A 16,925-nucleotide genomic window follows, 5' to 3' on the forward strand; every position below is an offset into this window, starting at 1 on the left:
CCCGAAGGGCGGCTAGCATGCCTTGACTTGTGGCAAAGTGCCAGCCCTGGGCGGCTGGACCTTGACCGACGGTTGAGGTAGCTTTGCCGGTCAAACAAGAGCGCTCCGGCTCCAGATTCCCAGGCTCAATCGGCCCGCAGGCATTGATCAACATCAAGTGCCCGCGCCGCGCATGGCCTGGCTCGTTCTTTTCACCTGTCACTGACGCTAGGTTCACCATGGCTCAATACGTCTTCACCATGCATCGGCTGAGCAAAGTTGTTCCGCCGAAGCGGGAAATCCTGAAAAACATTTCGCTGTCATTTTTCCCCGGCGCCAAGATCGGCGTGCTGGGCCTCAACGGTTCGGGTAAGTCCACGCTGCTGAAAATCATGGCTGGCGTCGACAACGAATTCGACGGCGAAGCCCGTCCGATGCCTGACCTGAACATCGGCTACCTGCCGCAGGAACCTCAGCTGGATCCGACCAAGACCGTCCGCGAAGTGGTCGAGGAAGCGGTCAGCGTGATCAAGGACGCCCAGGCGCGCCTGGACGAGGTCTATGCCGCCTACGCCGATCCGGACGCCGATTTCGACAAGCTGGCCGCCGAGCAGGCCAAGCTCGAAGCGATCCTGCAGGCCAGTGATGGCCACAACCTGGACCGTCAGCTGGAAGTCGCCGCCGATGCACTGCGCCTGCCGGCCTGGGACGCCAAGGTCGAGCACCTGTCCGGCGGTGAAAAGCGCCGCGTGGCGCTGTGCCGCCTGCTGCTGTCCGCCCCGGACATGCTGCTGCTCGACGAACCAACCAACCACCTGGACGCCGATTCCGTCGCCTGGCTCGAACACTTCCTGCACGATTTCCCCGGCACCGTGGTTGCGATCACGCACGACCGGTACTTCCTGGACAACGTTGCCGGCTGGATCCTGGAGCTCGACCGTGGCGCAGGCATTCCATACGAAGGCAACTATTCGGGCTGGCTGGAGGCCAAATCCGATCGTCTGGCCCAGGAGTCGAAGCAGCAATCGGCGCATGAAAAAGCCATGAAGGAAGAACTGGAGTGGGTGCGCAAAGGCGCCAAGGCTCGTCAGTCCAAATCCAAGGCGCGTCTGCAACGCTTCGAGGAAATGCAGTCCCAGGAATTCCAGAAGCGCAGCGAAACCAACGAGATCTACATCCCGGCCGGCCCACGCCTGGGTGACAAGGTCATCGAGTTCAAGAACGTCACCAAGGGCTACGGTGATCGCGTGTTGATCGACAACCTGTCGTTCTCCATGCCCAAGGGCGCCATCGTCGGCGTGATCGGTGGTAACGGCGCAGGTAAGTCCACGCTGTTCCGCATGCTGATGGGCAAGGAAACGCCGGATTCGGGCACCATCGAAATCGGTGAAACCGTGCAGTTGGCCTGCGTCGACCAGAGCCGCGAGGACCTGGACGGCAGCAAGACGGTGTTCCAGCAGATCTCCGACGGCTCTGACCAGATCCGCATCGGCAGCTACGAAATTCCGTCGCGTACCTACGTGGGGCGCTTCAACTTCAAGGGTGGCGATCAGCAGAAATTCGTCAAGGACCTGTCCGGTGGTGAGCGTGGTCGCTTGCACCTGGCGTTGACCTTGAAGGAGGGTGGCAACGTCCTGCTGCTCGACGAACCGTCCAACGACCTCGACGTCGAAACCCTGCGTTCCCTGGAAGAGGCCCTGCTGGACTTCCCGGGCGCGGCCATTGTGATCTCCCACGACCGGTGGTTCCTTGACCGCGTCGCGACGCACATCCTGGCGTACGAAGACGACTCGCAAGCGGTGTTCTTCGAAGGCAACTACACCGAGTACGAAGCCGATCGCAAGAAGCGCCTCGGCGAAGCCGCTGCCCAGCCGCATCGTGTACGGCACAAGAAGCTGGCTTGATTCGCCCGGCTAAGCAGTAGCCCTGTGGGAGCGAGCCTGCTCGCGAAGGCGTCAGATCAGTTGAAAGATAATTGACTGACCCACCGCCATCGCGAGCAAGCTCGCTCCCACATTGGTTTTAGGTTTGCCGCAAGATATCTGGCTGACATCGAATCCTGTGGGAGCGAGCCCGCTCGCGAAGGCGTCAGATCAGTTGAAAGATAATCGACTGACCCACCGCTTTCGCGAGCAGGCTCGCTCCCACATTGGTTTTGGGTTTGCCGCAAGATACCTGGCTGACATCGAATCCTGTGGGAGCGAGCCTGCTCGCGAAGGCGTCGGATCAGTTGAAAGATAATTGACTGACCCACCGCTTTCGCGAGCAGGCTCGCTCCCACATTGGTTTTGGGTTTTGCCGCAAGATACCTGGCTGACATCGAACCCTGTGGGAGCGAGCCTGCTCGCGAAGGCGTCGGATCAGTTGAAAGATAATTGACTGACCCACCGCCATCGCGAGCGGGCTCGCTCCCACATTGTTTTGGGTTTGCCGCAAGATATCTGGCTGACATCGAACCCTGTGGGAGCGAGCTTGCTCGCGAAGGCGTCAGATCAGTTGAAAGATAATTGACTGACCCACCGCTTTCGCGAGCAGGCTCGCTCCCACATTGGTTTTAGGTTTGCCGCAAGATATCTGGCTGACATCGAACCCTGTGGGAGCGAGCTTGCTCGCGAAGGCGTCAGATCAGTTGAAAGATAATTGACTGACCCACCGCTTTCGCGAGCGGGCTCGCTCCCACATTGGTTTTGGGTTTGCCGCAAGATACCTGGCTGACATCGAACCCTGTGGGAGCGAGCTTGCTCGCGAAGGCGTCAGATCAGCTGAAAGATAATCGACTGACCCACCGCTTTCGCGAGCAAGCTCGCTCCCACATTGGTTTTGGGTTTGCCGCAAGATACCTGGCTGACATCGAACCCTGTGGGAGCGAGCTTGCTCGCGAAGGCGTCAGATCAGTTGAAAGATAATTGACTGACCCACCGCTTTCGCGAGCAGGCTCGCTCCCACATTGTTTTGGGTTTGCCGCAAGATATCTGGGCGACATCGAATCCTGTGGGAGCGACATCACCCAAGCTCTATCTCCAGCACCTCGATCACCACATCCCCCACCGGCCGCTTCCACACCACCTCATCCCCGATCTTCGCCCCCAGCAAGGCCCGCCCCAGCGGCGAGCCCCAATTGATCAATCCGTTGGCGGCATCGGCCTGGTCTTCACCGACCAGTCGCACTCGTTGCGCCTGGTCGTGCTCATCGGCGAATGTCACCCAATGTCCGATTCGCACCTGATCACATTTGCTCAAGGTGACGACCTGCGCGCTTTGCAGCCGCTGATTGAAATAGCGCAGGTCCCGTTCGAGGTCGGCGATACGCTGCTTGTCCGCCTGCTCGCCTTGGGCTGTCTGTTGGCTGTGCAGTGCTTGCAACTCGGCGACTCGCGCCTGTAGCTGGGCAAGCCCGGCGGGCGTGACGTAATTGGGTTGCGGGCTGACCTGGCGCTCGACCGGTTGATCGGCCTGGGCGGCGGCGTTGTCTTCGTTGACGAAGGCGCGACTCATGGCATTCTCCTCTATTGGAGTTTGGGCCATGGTCGCAGGGTTTTGGTTTCGACGAATGTCTGTACGCGACTCACGGCGAGCGATAAGCCCGGGCGGCGTCCCGATCTTTCTCCTGTTGCCAGGCCCGCTCGCGGTCGTCCCAATGGCGCTCGCGGTAAGCGTCACGCTCTTCGCTCTCGCGCATGGCCTGGCACTGCCGAAAGCCATCGCTCCAGCCTTCGGCGTAGTGGGCGTCCTTGAGATAACGCGGCACGTCTTTCCTGAATTGGCCAGTAATTACGCCGGCCGCTTGCCGGCCACTGCTGCAACCGTCATCGAAGCCATCGGCGAAGGCCGGTGGATAACCTCGGGCGATCAGATCCTCGTGGGTGGTTTCGCAGCCACCGAGCAACATCAACACACCCAGTACCACTGCCGCGCGCCTCATGTTCTGCCTGCCTGCCGGAGCCACTTGTAAGGCAAGTCTAGAAGCGGATTCGTCAGAAAGGCGTGAAAGCGCGGTGATCATTCCGTTCGTTCAGTAGTGGTACCACTTCACTTCGAGCATCACCTCGGTTTCCGGCGAAGCCAATTGGCTGAATTCGCGCTGGGCGCTCAGGCGCAGACCGAGGTTGCGCGACAATTCCCACTGCTGATTCAGGCTCAGGCTACGGCGCACTTCGCCGTTGACGAAGTAATCGCCCTTGGCTTCGAGGCTCAGGTTGCCCAGTGGGTTTTTCCACAGTACGCCGCTGTTGAAGCCGGCGGCCGGGGCGATGAACTGGGCGAAGTCGTTATTGTGCTCGACCCGCACCGTGCCCAGGGCAAAGCCCAGCACATCCTCGCCCAAGGCCCAGGTACCACCGGCGCCGCCGTTGACGTGGCTGACCAGGGTTTCATCGTCGTGTTTGCCAGGCACCCGCTCCAGGCCACCGGTAACCTGCCAGGACAGCGGCTGTAGCAACTCATTGCGCGGGGTCAGTGAGCGAATGGTCGCCAGGTCCAGTTGTTGTAGCTGCCAATCGTTGCCTTCGTACTGGCGCAGCTTCAATTGCAGGATCTCGATCTGTGCGCCGAGCGGGAAACTCTCGGCATTGTCGTTGAGGTCGTGATAGGCCATGCGCAAGCCGTATTCACCGAACGCACGATCGCCTCGCGTACCCAGGCCAGCCTGCCAGGTGCGCGATTCATGGCCATCCTCGGGCAGGCCGGGTTGCGGGATGTCCAGTTCCGGCGCGGGATTGCGGTTGATCGCCCGCAGCAGTTCGAAGCTGCGCTGGGCCCGCTGTGGGTCACGTTCCTGGCCGTTGGCGCGATAGCGCTCCAGGCGATAGGCCGCATCGATGATCAGGGCCTGGCGCTGACGCGGCAGCGCCTTGAATGCCGGCGCTTGCAGTTGCTGCTGGTCGGCGCTGACTTTCTGTACCCATTGCTGCTCGTCGTCGCTGAGCGGCTCGGCGCGGCTGAGCAGCTCTCGCTCGCGGGACGGCCGGTACTGGATGCTTTCCACCAGTCCGGCTTCCTTCACTGCCTTTACAGTGTCGGTGGGGATCGCCGTCAGCGGGAACTGCTCGGTCAGGCGCAGGCTCGGACGCGCCACCTGCAGCAGTTCGAGGAGGCGATAGGAGCAGTTTTCATCAAAGAAGAAGTAGTCGAACTGGATCTGCTTGAGTTCCCACACATGCTCGACCATGCGTTCGGTTTCCGCCTGGCTCAGGTTGAGGCGGTATTCCCACAGGTCGCGGTTCTCCAGGCTACGGTACTCGGAGAGTTTTTCCTGGTACGGCACCAGGGCGAACAGACCGGGATAGCCGCCCATCAAGCCCTTCCAGGCGTAGAGCAGGCTGTTGTCGGAGCCCTCGATGTAGGCGCCGAAGTTGATTGCGTAGCTGAGCAGGGCGGTCTTGTCGCTTTGCACGTCGGCCTGGTCGATGCGCAGCAAGGTATGGCCGAACATCGAGGAAGGGCTGTTCAGGTACGCGGCGGGGAAAATCATCACCGCGCTGTGGGGCGATACGTCCTTGAACCACTGAGTGAATTCGCTGCAATTGACCGCCGGCAGGTCCGTCAGGTTGAGCTGCGCCTTGAGCCAGCGCGTTCGCGCCGGGTACACGCACTGGGCGTGTTGCTGGCCGGCACTGGCCGGGCCGTACAAGGCTTGCAACGTGGCGGTCAGCTCACGGTCGGGATGTTCATTGCCGTCGGGTGCGAGGAAAAACTTGCGATCGCTGACATAGCTGCGCCAGCCACCGAGCTTGGCCGTTTCGTAGTGACCCAGGGAAATCCAGAAGCGGTCATTGGCCAGTTGCTGCAAACGTTGAGGATCGACATGAGGCGCGGCGGACAGCGGGGCGCACACACAGAGCGCCAGCCAGGCAAGGCGTTTGAGCATAGTCGGCTACTTGGAAAGTCGAAAAATAAAGACCGAAGGGGCCCCAAAAAGAAAAAACCCGCTCCCCGAAAGGAGCGAGTGATATCGAGCTTAAGCTTGAGTAGCGTACTTGGCCAGGCGAGGGTCGTTTTTCAACACGGCCAGGGTGTTGGTATGCACGTCTTCGGCGGTCACGTCAGCCTTGCTGAAGATCTGCTGGAAGTGCTCGTGAGTCACAGCGGAGAAGTGCGCGCGGTCTTCCGGCGCCACGCCCAGTACCACGGCGTAGGTGGTCAGTGCTTCACCCTGACCCTTGGCCATGTCTTCGGACAGCTCGTTCATCATGCCATTCATGGCCAGCCAGGACTTGCCACCGTAGGTCAGTGCCGCGTTGGTCGAGCAGCCGTTGGTGCCGGAGGTCATGCCGAAGGTGGCGTTGCCGGAGGTGCCGTTGGTGGTGGATGCGAGGAAGTGCGCCGGGGTGCCACGCTGGCCTTCGAACAGCATGTTGCCCCAACCGCAATCCGGGCCGCCCGGGGCCTGAGCCATGGCGTTGATGGATACAGCGGTGAAGAGAGTACCGAGAAGAATCCGTTTCATAGCTATGTTCTCTTTATGTGCATACCAATGGACAGGGTCTGGCCCCTACAGCAGCCAGTGGGCCGGTTATTGTTCCAGCCGCGCAGTTTGGAGTTTAGGCACGTTCCGAGGGTTCCGTGACATTTTGCAAAAACATTATTTGAAATCACCTGTTTACGGGCTTCTGCCCGTGGTGGGGCCGTCGACTATGCTTCGGCCTGAGGCGCTCCTTGCCAGTCAGGCATGGGCAGCGCCAGAATGCCGCTATCTGCCCCGCCTGATGTAAGGAAGCCCGATGCCTGATCCTGTTGCTGCCAGCTTGCGTCTAGCGCCCGAAGCGCTGACCCGTCCGTTTTCCGCTGAACAGTTCAGCTTCTCTACCACCAATGATCTGGAGCCCTTTCGCGGTGTGCTTGGCCAGGAACGCGCGGTCGAAGCCTTGCAGTTCGGTGTGGCGATGCCACGCCCCGGTTACAACGTCTTTGTCATGGGCGAGCCCGGCACCGGTCGGTTCTCGTTCGTCAAACGCTACCTCAAGGCCGAGGGCAAGCGCATGCAGACCCCGGCGGACTGGGTCTACGTCAATAACTTCGACGAGCCTCGCGAACCGCGTGCCCTGGAATTGCCGTCGGGCACGGCCGGGGCTTTCATCGCCGACATCAATGGCCTGATCGACAACCTGCTGGCGACTTTCCCGGCGGTGTTCGAGCATCCATCCTACCAACAGAAAAAAAGCGCGATCGACCGCGCCTTCAATCAGCGCTACGACCGCGCCCTCGATGTGATCGAGCGCCTGGCGTTGGAAAAGGATGTCGCGCTGTACCGTGACAGCAGCAACATCGCCTTCACGCCGATGAGCGAAGGCAAGGCCCTGGATGAAGCGGAGTTCGCCCAGTTGCCGGAGGCCGATCGCGAGCGCTTCCATGAGGACATTTCCAGTCTGGAGGAGCGTCTGAACGAAGAGCTCGCCAGCCTGCCGCAGTGGAAACGCGAATCCAACAACCAGCTGCGCCAGCTCAACGAAGAAACCATCACCCTGGCCTTGCAGCCGTTGCTCGCGCCGCTCTCGGAAAAATACGCCGAGAATGCCGCCGTCTGCGGCTACCTGCAGGCCATGCAGGTCTACCTGCTCAAGACCGTGGTCGAGCAATTGGTCGACGACAGCAAGACCGACGCCGTCGCCCGCAAATTGCTCGAGGAGCAATACGCGCCGAGCCTGGTGGTCGGGCATCCGGCGAGCGGTGGCGCGCCGGTGGTGTTCGAACCGCACCCGACCTACGACAACCTGTTCGGGCGCATCGAGTACAGCACTGATCAGGGCGCGCTCTACACCACGTATCGGCAGTTGCGCCCGGGTGCCTTGCACCGAGCCAACGGCGGGTTCCTGATTCTTGAGGCGGAAAAGATGCTCGGCGAGCCGTTCGTGTGGGATGCGCTCAAGCGCGCCCTGCAATCGCGCAAGCTGAAGATGGAGTCGCCGTTGGGTGAGCTGGGGCGGCTGGCGACGGTCACCCTGACGCCGCAACATATTCCGTTGCAGGTCAAGGTGGTGATCATCGGCGCCCGCCAGCTTTACTACGCGTTGCAGGACCTGGATTCGGACTTCCAGGAAATGTTTCGCGTGCTGGTGGACTTCGACGAAGACATCCCGATGGGCGACGAGAGCCTGGAACAGTTTGCCCAGTTGCTCAAGACCCGAACCTCGGAGGAGGGCATGGCCCCGCTGACCGCCGATGCGGTGGCGCGCCTGGCCACTTACAGCGCGCGCCTGGCGGAGCACCAGGGGCGCCTGTCGGCGCGGATCGGTGATCTGTTCCAATTGGTCAGCGAAGCGGACTTCATCCGGCAGTTGGCCGGCGATGACATGACCGATGCCGGCCACATCGAGCGCGCCCTCAAGGCCAAGGCGACTCGCACCGGACGGGTTTCGGCGCGGATCCTCGACGACATGCTGGCCGGGATCATCCTGATCGATACCGACGGCGCGGCCGTGGGCAAGTGCAACGGGCTGACCGTGCTGGAAGTGGGGGATTCGGCGTTTGGCGTGCCGGCGCGGATTTCCGCCACGGTGTACCCCGGCGGCAGCGGTATCGTCGACATCGAGCGTGAGGTCAACCTCGGCCAGCCGATCCACTCCAAGGGTGTGATGATCCTTACCGGGTACCTGGGCAGCCGTTATGCCCAGGAGTTCCCCCTGGCGATTTCGGCCAGCATCGCCCTGGAGCAATCCTACGGTTATGTGGACGGTGACAGCGCCTCCCTGGGCGAGGCTTGCACGTTGATCTCGGCCCTGTCCAAGACGCCGTTGAAGCAGTGCTTCGCCATCACCGGTTCGATCAACCAGTTCGGCGAAGTGCAGGCGGTCGGCGGGGTCAACGAGAAGATCGAAGGGTTCTTCCGCCTCTGCGAAGCCCGCGGGCTGACGGGAGAGCAGGGTGCGATCATCCCCCAGGCCAACGTTGCGACCCTGATGCTCGACGAGAAGGTGCTGGCCGCGGTGCGAGCGGGGCAGTTCCACGTCTATGCCGTGCGCCAGGCCGACGAGGCATTGAGCCTGCTGGTGGGCGAGCCTGCCGGTGAGCCGGATGAAAATGGCGAGTTCCCGGAGGGCAGCGTCAACGCTCGCGTGGTGGAGCGGCTGCGGGTGATCGCGGAAATGATCAGCGAAGACGACATCAAGGAAGCGGAAAAGGAAATGGCCCAGCAGGCCCTGGCGGAGGCGAAGCCGGCCTGATGTTTTCCTGATTGTCGCAGGTACCCTTGTGGGAGCGAGCCTGCTCGCGAAAGCGGACTGTCGGCCAGTATTGTTGTTGGCTGACACACCGTCTTCGCGAGCAGGCTCGCTCCCACATTGTTTGGTGAATCTGGGTGTTGCGTCACCAGTTTGGCGTCAATATTCACACTATGACCGCTCAGCGCATTCTGGTCTCGAAATCCCTTGCGGCCGGAACTTTTCTCCTATCCTCAGTTCAAGGATAACGAGAGCCATCATTGGATCGAAACAGCCTTCCCGGGCTGAATACCGGATCTACCGAGGGGCGCCGCCATGTCGCGCAACCTTTGTCTTACTCGCCACTGCCTGGGTCTGGTGACCCGTATCGAATGCGCCGTTCGTCCGCTCGCTGGCGACACCGGCATGTGGACTGTACTGTTCGCCGCCGGAATGGCCGGCGAGCAACCTACCGCGATCAAGGCCCAGGGGCCGTTCCCTGGCCCGACTGCCGCTGAAACCCTCCTTGACACCATCGTCCAGAACCTGACATTGCACGGTTATGAGCTGGCTGATGATCCGCAGATCTGGTCACTGCACATGCAGGCACAGCTACGGGAAATCAACGGAGGCCGGTGTCGCAACGTCGGCGGCGTCGAATATCGCCCGCTGCATTGAGCCTTCTGCGCGGTAAAGTCTTGACACAAGCGTCGGGCCCCAGGAAGGGGGCGGCGTTTGTGGGGCGGGTCGTGGCTGATATACTCGCCGCGATTTTTCAGCCCAGGTGTGAGACTCAATGGAACGCTTTATCGAAAATGCAATGTATGCCTCCCGTTGGCTACTGGCGCCGATCTACTTCGGGCTGTCCCTGGGCTTGCTGGCCCTGGCACTGAAATTCTTCCAGGAAGTCTTTCATATCATTCCCAACGTATTTGCCATGGCCGAGTCCGAGCTGATCCTGGTGCTGTTGTCGCTGATCGACATGGCGCTGGTAGGCGGCCTGCTGGTGATGGTGATGATTTCCGGCTACGAGAACTTCGTCTCGCAACTGGACATCGACTCCGACAAGGAAAAGCTCAACTGGCTGGGCACCATGGATTCCTCGTCGCTGAAGATGAAAGTCGCGGCGTCGATCGTTGCCATTTCGTCCATCCACCTGCTGCGTATTTTCATGGACGCCAAGAACGTCGATCCCGAGCACCTGATGTGGTACGTGATCATCCACATGACGTTCGTGGTCTCGGCATTCGCCATGGGCTATCTGGACAAGCTGACCAAGCATTGAGGTTCGTCACGGGCGGCGGCATCTGTGCTAGTCTGCTCGCCCTTTTGGTTCCGGGCGCTCCGGGAGGCGCTGTGTCACGCACGGCACGTTCCCGAGCCGTCCGCACAGCGGAGCAGCATCATGTCCGAAGTTAACCTGTTCACCGACGAAACCCGCGTCAGCTACGGCATCGGCCGTCAGTTGGGCGACCAACTGCGCGACAACCCGCCGCCGGGCGTCAGCCTGGACGCGATCCTCGCTGGCCTGACCGACGCTTTCGCCGGCAAGCCGAGCCGCGTGGGCCAGGACGAGATGTCCGCAAGCTTCAAGGTGATCCGCGAAATCATGCAGGCCGAAGCTGCCGCCAAGGCTGAAGCCGCTGCTGGCGAAGGCCGTGCATTCCTGGCCGAAAACGCCAAGCGCGAAGGCATCACCACCCTGGCGTCCGGCCTGCAGTTCGAAGTGCTGACCCAGGGCGAAGGCGCCAAGCCGACTCGCGAAGACCAGGTGCGTACTCACTACCATGGCACCCTGATCGACGGCACTGTGTTCGACAGCTCCTACGATCGTGGCCAGCCAGCCGAATTCCCGGTAGGTGGCGTGATCCCGGGCTGGACCGAAGCGCTGCAACTGATGAACGCCGGCAGCAAATGGCGCCTGTACGTGCCGAGCGAACTGGCCTACGGCGCCCAGGGCGTTGGCAGCATTCCACCGCACAGCGTGCTGGTGTTTGACGTCGAGCTGTTGGACGTTCTGTAAGGCAACTGCCTTTTGTGGGAGCGAGCCTGCTCGCGAAGCGGTGTGTCATCGAACATTGATATCGACTGACCTACCGTCTTCGCGAGCCGGCTCGCTCCCACAGGGTTTGCTGCTTCATCCATGGAACCTGCCACTGAAATCACCGGTCGGGCGCAACGCCCGGGCGTAGCAGAACAGGAACAGGTTACGCACCAGCTCCTTAAGCACCAGCGGCTCACTGGAATTGAGGCTGTTGAGGTCCAGGTCGCCTTGGTCCTGCAGCTCGTTCAAGGCTTCTTCTTCAAGCACCGCACAGACTTCGCCGGTTTCCCGATGCAGGATCCTGAGGTAGGGATGTGGGCGGTCCAGCCAGGCATCGATCAAATAAGTCATGGTTCTCATCTCCTTGATGGGGTTCGATGAGAATAATTCTTATTCGCTAAATAGCAAGTCTCTATTGGCGCAACGCTGGTTTTTCTGACGATGGGTTGGGATGGCTCAGGTCATCCGCAACTGGCGGGCCTGGCGAAACGGAGGGGGCCAAGCAGCATCCCGCGCGTGACGCGGGATGGGCGTGTGACAGGTTCAGACCTTCCGGACGAACTCGGATTTGAGCTTCATCGGGCCGATGCCGTCGATCTTGCAGTCGATGTCGTGGTCGCCATCGCACAGGCGGATATTCTTCACCTTGGTGCCGACCTTGACCACCAGCGAAGTGCCCTTGACCTTGAGGTCCTTGATCACGGTGATGGTATCGCCGTCCTGCAGGACGTTGCCGACCGAATCTTTTTTCACCGTATCGTCGGACGGCGCTTCAGCTTCGCCGCTGGCGGACCATTCGTGGGCACACTCCGGGCAGACCAGTTGAGTACCGTCTTCATAGGTGTATTCGGAATTGCATTTCGGGCAGGGAGGCAACGTGCTCACTAAGGTTCCTTGGGTATCAGGAGGTCAAAAGGGCGCACATTGTATAGGGTTTTGTCGCAAGGAGGGTGATATGGGGCTTTTGTGGCAAGGGAGCTTGCTCCCGCTGGGTTGCGAAGCAGCCCCGATTGATCATTCAGGCGGATCGCGTCAGCCGGTTTTACGACGGCTGCGCCGCCGAGCGGGAGCAAGCTCCCTCGCCACTAAAGCTCGCCGTTTTCATGCAATCAATGGGTGCGGGCAACCGCAAACTCGCTCAGTTCCACCAGCGCGTCGCGGTATTCGCTGGCCGGCAGGGCGTCAAGGCACTTGATCGCACGGGCAACGTAGTCCCGGGCCAGGGTGGCGGTGTAGTCCAGCGAGCCGGAGGCTTCAACCGCCGCACGAATGCTTTCCAGATCTTCGATCCCGCCTTTCTGGATCGCCTGGCGGACCAGCGCGGCCTGTTCCGGCGTGCCTTCGCGCATGGTGTAGATCAGCGGCAGGGTTGGCTTGCCTTCGGCCAGGTCGTCACCGACGTTCTTGCCCAGGGTGTCGGCGTCGCCCTTGTAGTCCAGCAGGTCGTCTACCAGTTGGAACGCCACGCCCAAGTGATCGCCGAAGGTGCGCAGGGCTTCGCTCTGCTCGGCGGTGGCGCCGGCCAGGGCGGCGGCGCTGTGAGTCGAGGCTTCGAAGAGCATCGCGGTCTTGCCGCGGATGACTTCCATATAGGTTTCTTCAGTGGTGCTGGCGTCGCGGACCTTGGACAACTGCAACACTTCGCCTTCGGCGATGATGCGCGTGGCCTGGGACAGAATCTTCATCACCGGCATCGAGCCCAGTTCGACCATCATTTCGAACGAGCGCGAATACAGGAAATCGCCGACCAGTACGCTTGGGGCGTTGCCCCACATCGCGTTGGCGGTCGAGCGGCCACGGCGCATGCCGGACATGTCGACCACGTCGTCATGCAGCAGCGTCGCGGTGTGCAAAAATTCGATGGTGGCGGCCAGCAGGCGCATGTCGTCGCCTTCGCGACCCAGGGCCTTGCCGCACAAAAGCACCAACAAAGGACGCAGGCGCTTGCCCCCGGCCGAAGTGATGTAGTCGCCGATTTTAGATACCAGCGGCACTCGGGAAGTCAGCTGCTTCTTGATGATACCGTCGACGGCGCTAAAATCGTCCGCCACAGCGCGGTAGAAAGCTTGGGGTTGCATCAGCGACAGGCGCTCCAGAAGGGTTGCGCGGCATGCTAGGACCCCCACCCAGGCCTGTCAAGGCGCGATGGACGGCTACTTGCAAGGCTCTGCCGGCTTGCGTACAATCGCGCACCCTGAACTTCCTGGGCAGCACCTGCCTTACGCAATTGCATCCGGGCCTTCCAGCCCATGCAGCCATGCCAGCCAATACCTCTTCTTATAAAGCGCTGGGTGAGCAGGATTATCGGAGAAATACCATGTCGTACGCAGTAATTGTTACTGGTGGCAAGCAATACAAGGTCGCCCCAGGTGAATACCTGAAGATCGAAAAACTGGAAATCGCTACCGGCGAATCCGTGACTTTTGATCGCGTTCTGTTGGTCGCCAATGGCGACGACGTGAATATCGGCGCTCCAGTCGTTGCTGGCGCTACCGTTGTGGCTGAAGTGATCTCCCAAGGTCGTCACGATAAAGTCCGCATCATCAAGTTCCGTCGTCGTAAGCACCACATGAAGCGTATGGGCCACCGCCAGTGGTACACCGAGATCAAAATCACCGGTATTCAGGCTTAATTCCAGCCTAATTCCTCACTAGGAGAATTGAACTCATGGCACACAAAAAAGCTGGTGGTAGTACCCGTAACGGTCGCGACTCAGAAGCCAAACGCCTTGGCGTGAAGATGTATGGCGGCCAGGCTATCAAAGCGGGCAACATCATCGTGCGTCAGCGCGGCACCCAATTCCACGCTGGCTACGGCGTTGGCATGGGCAAGGATCACACCCTCTTCGCTAAAGTCGAAGGCGTGATCAAGTTCGAAGTAAAAGGCGCCTTCGGTCGTCGTTACGTAAGCGTTATCGCAGCTTAATTGCGAGACCGCTGGAAAAGCCCTGTCTTGCGACGGGGCTTTTTCGTTTGTGGGGTGAGTCTCTTGCAAAACTGTTTGTATGGGCTGTCGGCGCTGCGGTTGGGGCGTGTTTTCAGGTCGCTGCGCTCATTTTTGCAAGAGTCTTATGTCTTGTTTTTTTGGCTCGTCCGTACGGCGAGAGGCGTGTGTCATGAAGTTTGTTGATGAAGTATCGATTCGAGTAAAGGCTGGCGACGGCGGCAATGGTTGCATGAGTTTCCGTCGGGAAAAATTCATTGAAAACGGTGGTCCGAACGGTGGTGACGGGGGCGATGGCGGCTCGATCTACATGCTCGCCGATGAAAACCTCAACACCTTGGTGGATTACCGTTACACCCGGCATTTCGATGCCGAGCGTGGTTCCAACGGCGGCAGCACCGACTGCACCGGCAAGAAGGGCGAAGACCTGATCCTGCGTGTGCCGGTCGGTACCACAGTGATCGACTCCGCCACCCAGGAAGTCATCGGCGACCTGACCAAGGCCGGCCAGCGCCTGCTGGTGGCTCATGGCGGCTGGCACGGTCTGGGTAACACCCGCTTCAAATCCAGTACCAACCGCGCGCCGCGCCAGACTACGCCGGGCAAGCCAGGCGAGCAGCGTGACCTGAAGCTGGAAATGAAAGTGCTGGCCGACGTCGGTCTGCTGGGCCTGCCGAACGCAGGTAAGAGTACGTTCATTCGCTCGGTGTCGGCGGCCAAGCCGAAAGTCGCCGATTACCCGTTCACCACCCTGGTGCCGAACCTGGGCGTGGTCAGTGTCGATCGCTGGAAAAGTTTTGTGATCGCCGACATTCCGGGGTTGATCGAAGGTGCGTCCGAAGGTGCTGGCCTGGGGATTCGTTTCCTCAAGCATTTGTCCCGCACCCGTCTGTTGCTGCACCTCGTCGACATGGCGCCGCTGGATGAAACCGATGCCGCCGATGCCGCCGAGGTCATCGTCAACGAGCTGACCAAATTCAGCCCGGCCCTGGCCGAGCGCGACCGTTGGCTGGTGCTGAACAAGTGCGACCAGATCCTCGAAGAAGAGCACGAAGAGCGGGTCAAGGAAATCGTCGATCGCCTGGAGTGGGAAGGTCCGGTCTACGTGATCTCGGCCATTGCCAAGGAAGGCACCGAGCGCCTTTGCCACGACATCATGCGCTACCTGGAAGATCGTGCTGATCGCCTGGCCAATGATCCGGCCTACAAGGAAGAACTGGCCGAGCTCGACCAGCGCATCGAAGACGAGGCGCGCGCCCAGTTGCAGGCGCTGGATGACCAGCGTGCCCTGCGCCGCAGCGGCGTCAAGTCGGTCCATGACATCGGTGACGACGATTGGGACGAAGAGGATGTGGATGACGAAGACGGTCCGGAAATCATCTACGTTCGCGACTGATCTGGTGCTGATGCAGGCCGCTTGAGATCAGAACCTGTGGGAGCGAGCCTGCTCGCGAAGGCGGTGTGTCAGTTTGCATTCATGCTGCTGACCCTATGCCATCGCGAGCAGGCTCGCTCCCACAAGGTTTCTCGGGTAGCTGGCATGGGGAGCAGGTTCAAGTGTTTCGGCGCGGTGTTATCATCGCAGTCGGCCGGTTTTCAAGGCGCCGCTCATTCGAGCGGCGTTTTGGTATCTGAAAAACGCAAATACGAATAATCCCATGAGTGGCGCTGGGTCGCGCTGTTCGCTGGCAAAGGTTGAAGAAAATGCGGAGCAAGGTGACGGGTGCGCAACGCTGGGTCGTGAAGATCGGCAGCGCACTGCTGACGGCGGATGGCAAGGGCCTGGATCGCCAGGCGATGGCGGTGTGGGTCGAGCAGATGGTGGCCCTGCATGAGGCGGGCGTCGAGCTGGTACTGGTCTCCTCGGGTGCCGTGGCGGCCGGCATGAGCCGTTTGGGCTGGACGTCGCGACCCAGCGCGATGCACGAACTGCAGGCCGCTGCCGCCATTGGCCAGATGGGCCTGGTGCAGGCGTGGGAGTCGAGCTTTGCCGAGCATGATCGCCACACGGCGCAGATCCTGCTGACCCACGACGACCTGTCCGACCGCAAGCGTTACCTCAATGCCCGTAGCACGCTGCGAGCGTTGGTGGAGCTGAAAGTCATCCCGGTGATCAACGAGAACGACACGGTGGTCACCGACGAGATCCGTTTCGGCGACAACGACACGCTCGCGGCGCTGGTAGCCAACCTCGTGGAAGCCGACCTGCTGGTGATTCTCACGGATCGCGACGGCATGTTCGACGCTGATCCGCGCAATAACCCTGATGCCAAGCTGATCTACGAAGCCCGAGCCGACGATCCCGCGCTGGATGCGGTGGCGGGTGGCACTGGCGGAGCCCTGGGGCGCGGCGGCATGCAGACCAAGCTGCGCGCTGCGCGTCTGGCGGCCCGTTCCGGTGCTCATACCATCATCGTCGGTGGTCGGTTGGAGCGGGTGCTGGATCGCCTCAAGGCCGGGGAGCGCATCGGTACGCTGCTGTCGCCTGAGCGCGGCATGCTGGCGGCGCGCAAACAGTGGCTGGCCGGGCATCTGCAAACCCGGGGCACGCTGGTGCTGGACGCCGGTGCCGTGTCGGCGCTGTCTCAAGGTAACAAAAGCCTGCTGCCGGTAGGCGTGAAGCTGGTCCAGGGCAGCTTCCGCCGCGGCGAAATGGTCGTTTGCGTAGCGCCGGATGGTCGAGAGATTGCCCGGGGCCTGGCCAACTACAGTGCGCTGGAAGCACAGAAAATCATCGGCCAATCGTCTGATGCGATTGTTGGTCTGCTGGGTTACATGGCTGAGCCTGAGCTGGTTCACCGTGACAACCTGATCCTCGTCTAAGG

At 60.9% G+C, this 16,925-nt stretch carries 16 protein-coding genes; 9 read left to right on the forward strand and 7 right to left on the reverse strand.

What is annotated here, in order from left to right; translation table 11 throughout:
- Positions 1-218 precede the first annotated feature (218 nt).
- The gene (ettA, locus tag J3P94_RS04695) at positions 219-1,883 is read left to right on the forward strand and encodes an energy-dependent translational throttle protein EttA (RefSeq protein WP_434571705.1); all 1,665 of its coding nucleotides are present in this window, start codon (positions 219-221) and stop codon (positions 1,881-1,883) included.
- 1,099 nt (positions 1,884-2,982) lie between these two features.
- Here ettA and J3P94_RS04700 read toward each other — a convergent pair.
- From J3P94_RS04700 to J3P94_RS04715, 4 genes are all read right to left on the reverse strand, one after another.
- Positions 2,983-3,474, reverse strand: a complete 492-nt coding sequence (locus tag J3P94_RS04700) for a GreA/GreB family elongation factor (RefSeq protein ID WP_434571707.1) — start codon at positions 3,472-3,474, stop codon at positions 2,983-2,985.
- Between the two features lie 70 nt (positions 3,475-3,544).
- Positions 3,545-3,901: a hypothetical protein gene (locus tag J3P94_RS04705; RefSeq protein WP_434571709.1), complete on the reverse strand. Its 357-nt coding sequence runs from the start codon at positions 3,899-3,901 to the stop codon at positions 3,545-3,547.
- Positions 3,902-3,991: 90 nt separating this feature from the next.
- Entirely contained in the window at positions 3,992-5,845 is a 1,854-nt protein-coding gene (locus tag J3P94_RS04710; RefSeq protein ID WP_434571710.1) for an Lnb N-terminal periplasmic domain-containing protein, read from the reverse strand.
- 90 nt (positions 5,846-5,935) lie between these two features.
- Positions 5,936-6,424, reverse strand: coding sequence for a DUF3015 domain-containing protein (locus tag J3P94_RS04715; protein ID WP_030140293.1), 489 nt, complete (start codon positions 6,422-6,424; stop codon positions 5,936-5,938).
- 274 nt (positions 6,425-6,698) lie between these two features.
- Here J3P94_RS04715 and J3P94_RS04720 point away from each other — a divergent pair, with 274 nt between their 5' ends.
- The 4 genes from J3P94_RS04720 to J3P94_RS04735 all read left to right on the forward strand — a co-directional run bounded on the left by J3P94_RS04720 (position 6,699) and on the right by J3P94_RS04735 (position 11,136).
- Complete coding sequence (locus J3P94_RS04720) at positions 6,699-9,137, forward strand: Lon protease family protein (RefSeq protein ID WP_434571712.1); 2,439 nt, start codon at positions 6,699-6,701, stop codon at positions 9,135-9,137.
- Positions 9,138-9,449: 312 nt separating this feature from the next.
- Positions 9,450-9,791, forward strand: coding sequence for a hypothetical protein (locus tag J3P94_RS04725; protein WP_305498700.1), 342 nt, complete (start codon positions 9,450-9,452; stop codon positions 9,789-9,791).
- Positions 9,792-9,909: 118 nt separating this feature from the next.
- A complete protein-coding gene (locus J3P94_RS04730) occupies positions 9,910-10,398 on the forward strand; it encodes a TIGR00645 family protein (protein WP_047230159.1) in 489 nt (162 codons plus the stop codon).
- A 120-nt stretch (positions 10,399-10,518) separates the two neighbouring features.
- Positions 10,519-11,136, forward strand: a complete 618-nt coding sequence (locus tag J3P94_RS04735; protein ID WP_434571714.1) for an FKBP-type peptidyl-prolyl cis-trans isomerase — start codon at positions 10,519-10,521, stop codon at positions 11,134-11,136.
- A gap of 114 nt (positions 11,137-11,250) precedes the next feature.
- Here J3P94_RS04735 and J3P94_RS04740 read toward each other — a convergent pair whose 3' ends face one another.
- The 3 genes from J3P94_RS04740 to J3P94_RS04750 all read right to left on the reverse strand — a co-directional run bounded on the left by J3P94_RS04740 (position 11,251) and on the right by J3P94_RS04750 (position 13,235).
- Positions 11,251-11,508 (reverse strand): PA4570 family protein, encoded by a 258-nt coding sequence (locus J3P94_RS04740; protein WP_003205743.1) that lies wholly within the window; start codon positions 11,506-11,508, stop codon positions 11,251-11,253.
- 192 nt (positions 11,509-11,700) lie between these two features.
- A complete protein-coding gene (locus J3P94_RS04745; RefSeq protein WP_030140290.1) occupies positions 11,701-12,042 on the reverse strand; it encodes a zinc ribbon domain-containing protein YjdM in 342 nt (113 codons plus the stop codon).
- Between the two features lie 224 nt (positions 12,043-12,266).
- Positions 12,267-13,235 carry a polyprenyl synthetase family protein gene (locus J3P94_RS04750; RefSeq protein ID WP_305498703.1) on the reverse strand — a complete coding sequence of 323 codons (969 nt, stop codon included), beginning with the start codon at positions 13,233-13,235 and terminating at the stop codon, positions 12,267-12,269.
- A gap of 239 nt (positions 13,236-13,474) precedes the next feature.
- Between J3P94_RS04750 and rplU the strand changes: the two genes are divergently transcribed.
- From rplU to proB, 4 genes are all read left to right on the forward strand, one after another.
- Positions 13,475-13,789: a 50S ribosomal protein L21 gene (gene rplU, locus J3P94_RS04755; RefSeq protein WP_003176051.1), complete on the forward strand. Its 315-nt coding sequence runs from the start codon at positions 13,475-13,477 to the stop codon at positions 13,787-13,789.
- 35 nt (positions 13,790-13,824) lie between these two features.
- Entirely contained in the window at positions 13,825-14,082 is a 258-nt protein-coding gene (gene rpmA, locus J3P94_RS04760) for a 50S ribosomal protein L27 (RefSeq protein WP_003205738.1), read from the forward strand.
- Between the two features lie 190 nt (positions 14,083-14,272).
- Complete coding sequence (gene cgtA / locus J3P94_RS04765) at positions 14,273-15,496, forward strand: Obg family GTPase CgtA (RefSeq protein WP_060740551.1); 1,224 nt, start codon at positions 14,273-14,275, stop codon at positions 15,494-15,496.
- A gap of 308 nt (positions 15,497-15,804) precedes the next feature.
- Positions 15,805-16,923, forward strand: coding sequence for a glutamate 5-kinase (gene proB, locus J3P94_RS04770; RefSeq protein WP_305498706.1), 1,119 nt, complete (start codon positions 15,805-15,807; stop codon positions 16,921-16,923).
- Positions 16,924-16,925 lie beyond the last annotated feature (2 nt).

The organism is Pseudomonas sp. Z3-8, from assembly GCF_051131975.1.
Taxonomy (GTDB): domain Bacteria; phylum Pseudomonadota; class Gammaproteobacteria; order Pseudomonadales; family Pseudomonadaceae; genus Aquipseudomonas.

Bases quoted from the DNA above. Each gene is read 5' to 3' on its own strand.
- J3P94_RS04710 (WP_434571710.1), bottom strand. From the start codon at position 5,845: ATGCTCAAACGCCTTGCCTGGCTGGCGCTCTGTGTGTGCGCCCCGCTG.
- J3P94_RS04715 (WP_030140293.1), bottom strand. From the start codon at position 6,424: ATGAAACGGATTCTTCTCGGTACTCTCTTCACCGCTGTATCCATCAAC.
- J3P94_RS04725 (WP_305498700.1), top strand. From the start codon at position 9,450: ATGTCGCGCAACCTTTGTCTTACTCGCCACTGCCTGGGTCTGGTGACC.
- ettA (WP_434571705.1), top strand. From the start codon at position 219: ATGGCTCAATACGTCTTCACCATGCATCGGCTGAGCAAAGTTGTTCCG.
- J3P94_RS04720 (WP_434571712.1), top strand. From the start codon at position 6,699: ATGCCTGATCCTGTTGCTGCCAGCTTGCGTCTAGCGCCCGAAGCGCTG.
- rplU (WP_003176051.1), top strand. From the start codon at position 13,475: ATGTCGTACGCAGTAATTGTTACTGGTGGCAAGCAATACAAGGTCGCC.
- J3P94_RS04730 (WP_047230159.1), top strand. From the start codon at position 9,910: ATGGAACGCTTTATCGAAAATGCAATGTATGCCTCCCGTTGGCTACTG.
- J3P94_RS04700 (WP_434571707.1), bottom strand. From the start codon at position 3,474: ATGAGTCGCGCCTTCGTCAACGAAGACAACGCCGCCGCCCAGGCCGAT.
- proB (WP_305498706.1), top strand. From the start codon at position 15,805: ATGCGGAGCAAGGTGACGGGTGCGCAACGCTGGGTCGTGAAGATCGGC.
- J3P94_RS04740 (WP_003205743.1), bottom strand. From the start codon at position 11,508: ATGACTTATTTGATCGATGCCTGGCTGGACCGCCCACATCCCTACCTC.
- J3P94_RS04705 (WP_434571709.1), bottom strand. From the start codon at position 3,901: ATGAGGCGCGCGGCAGTGGTACTGGGTGTGTTGATGTTGCTCGGTGGC.
- J3P94_RS04735 (WP_434571714.1), top strand. From the start codon at position 10,519: ATGTCCGAAGTTAACCTGTTCACCGACGAAACCCGCGTCAGCTACGGC.
- J3P94_RS04750 (WP_305498703.1), bottom strand. From the start codon at position 13,235: ATGCAACCCCAAGCTTTCTACCGCGCTGTGGCGGACGATTTTAGCGCC.
- rpmA (WP_003205738.1), top strand. From the start codon at position 13,825: ATGGCACACAAAAAAGCTGGTGGTAGTACCCGTAACGGTCGCGACTCA.
- cgtA (WP_060740551.1), top strand. From the start codon at position 14,273: ATGAAGTTTGTTGATGAAGTATCGATTCGAGTAAAGGCTGGCGACGGC.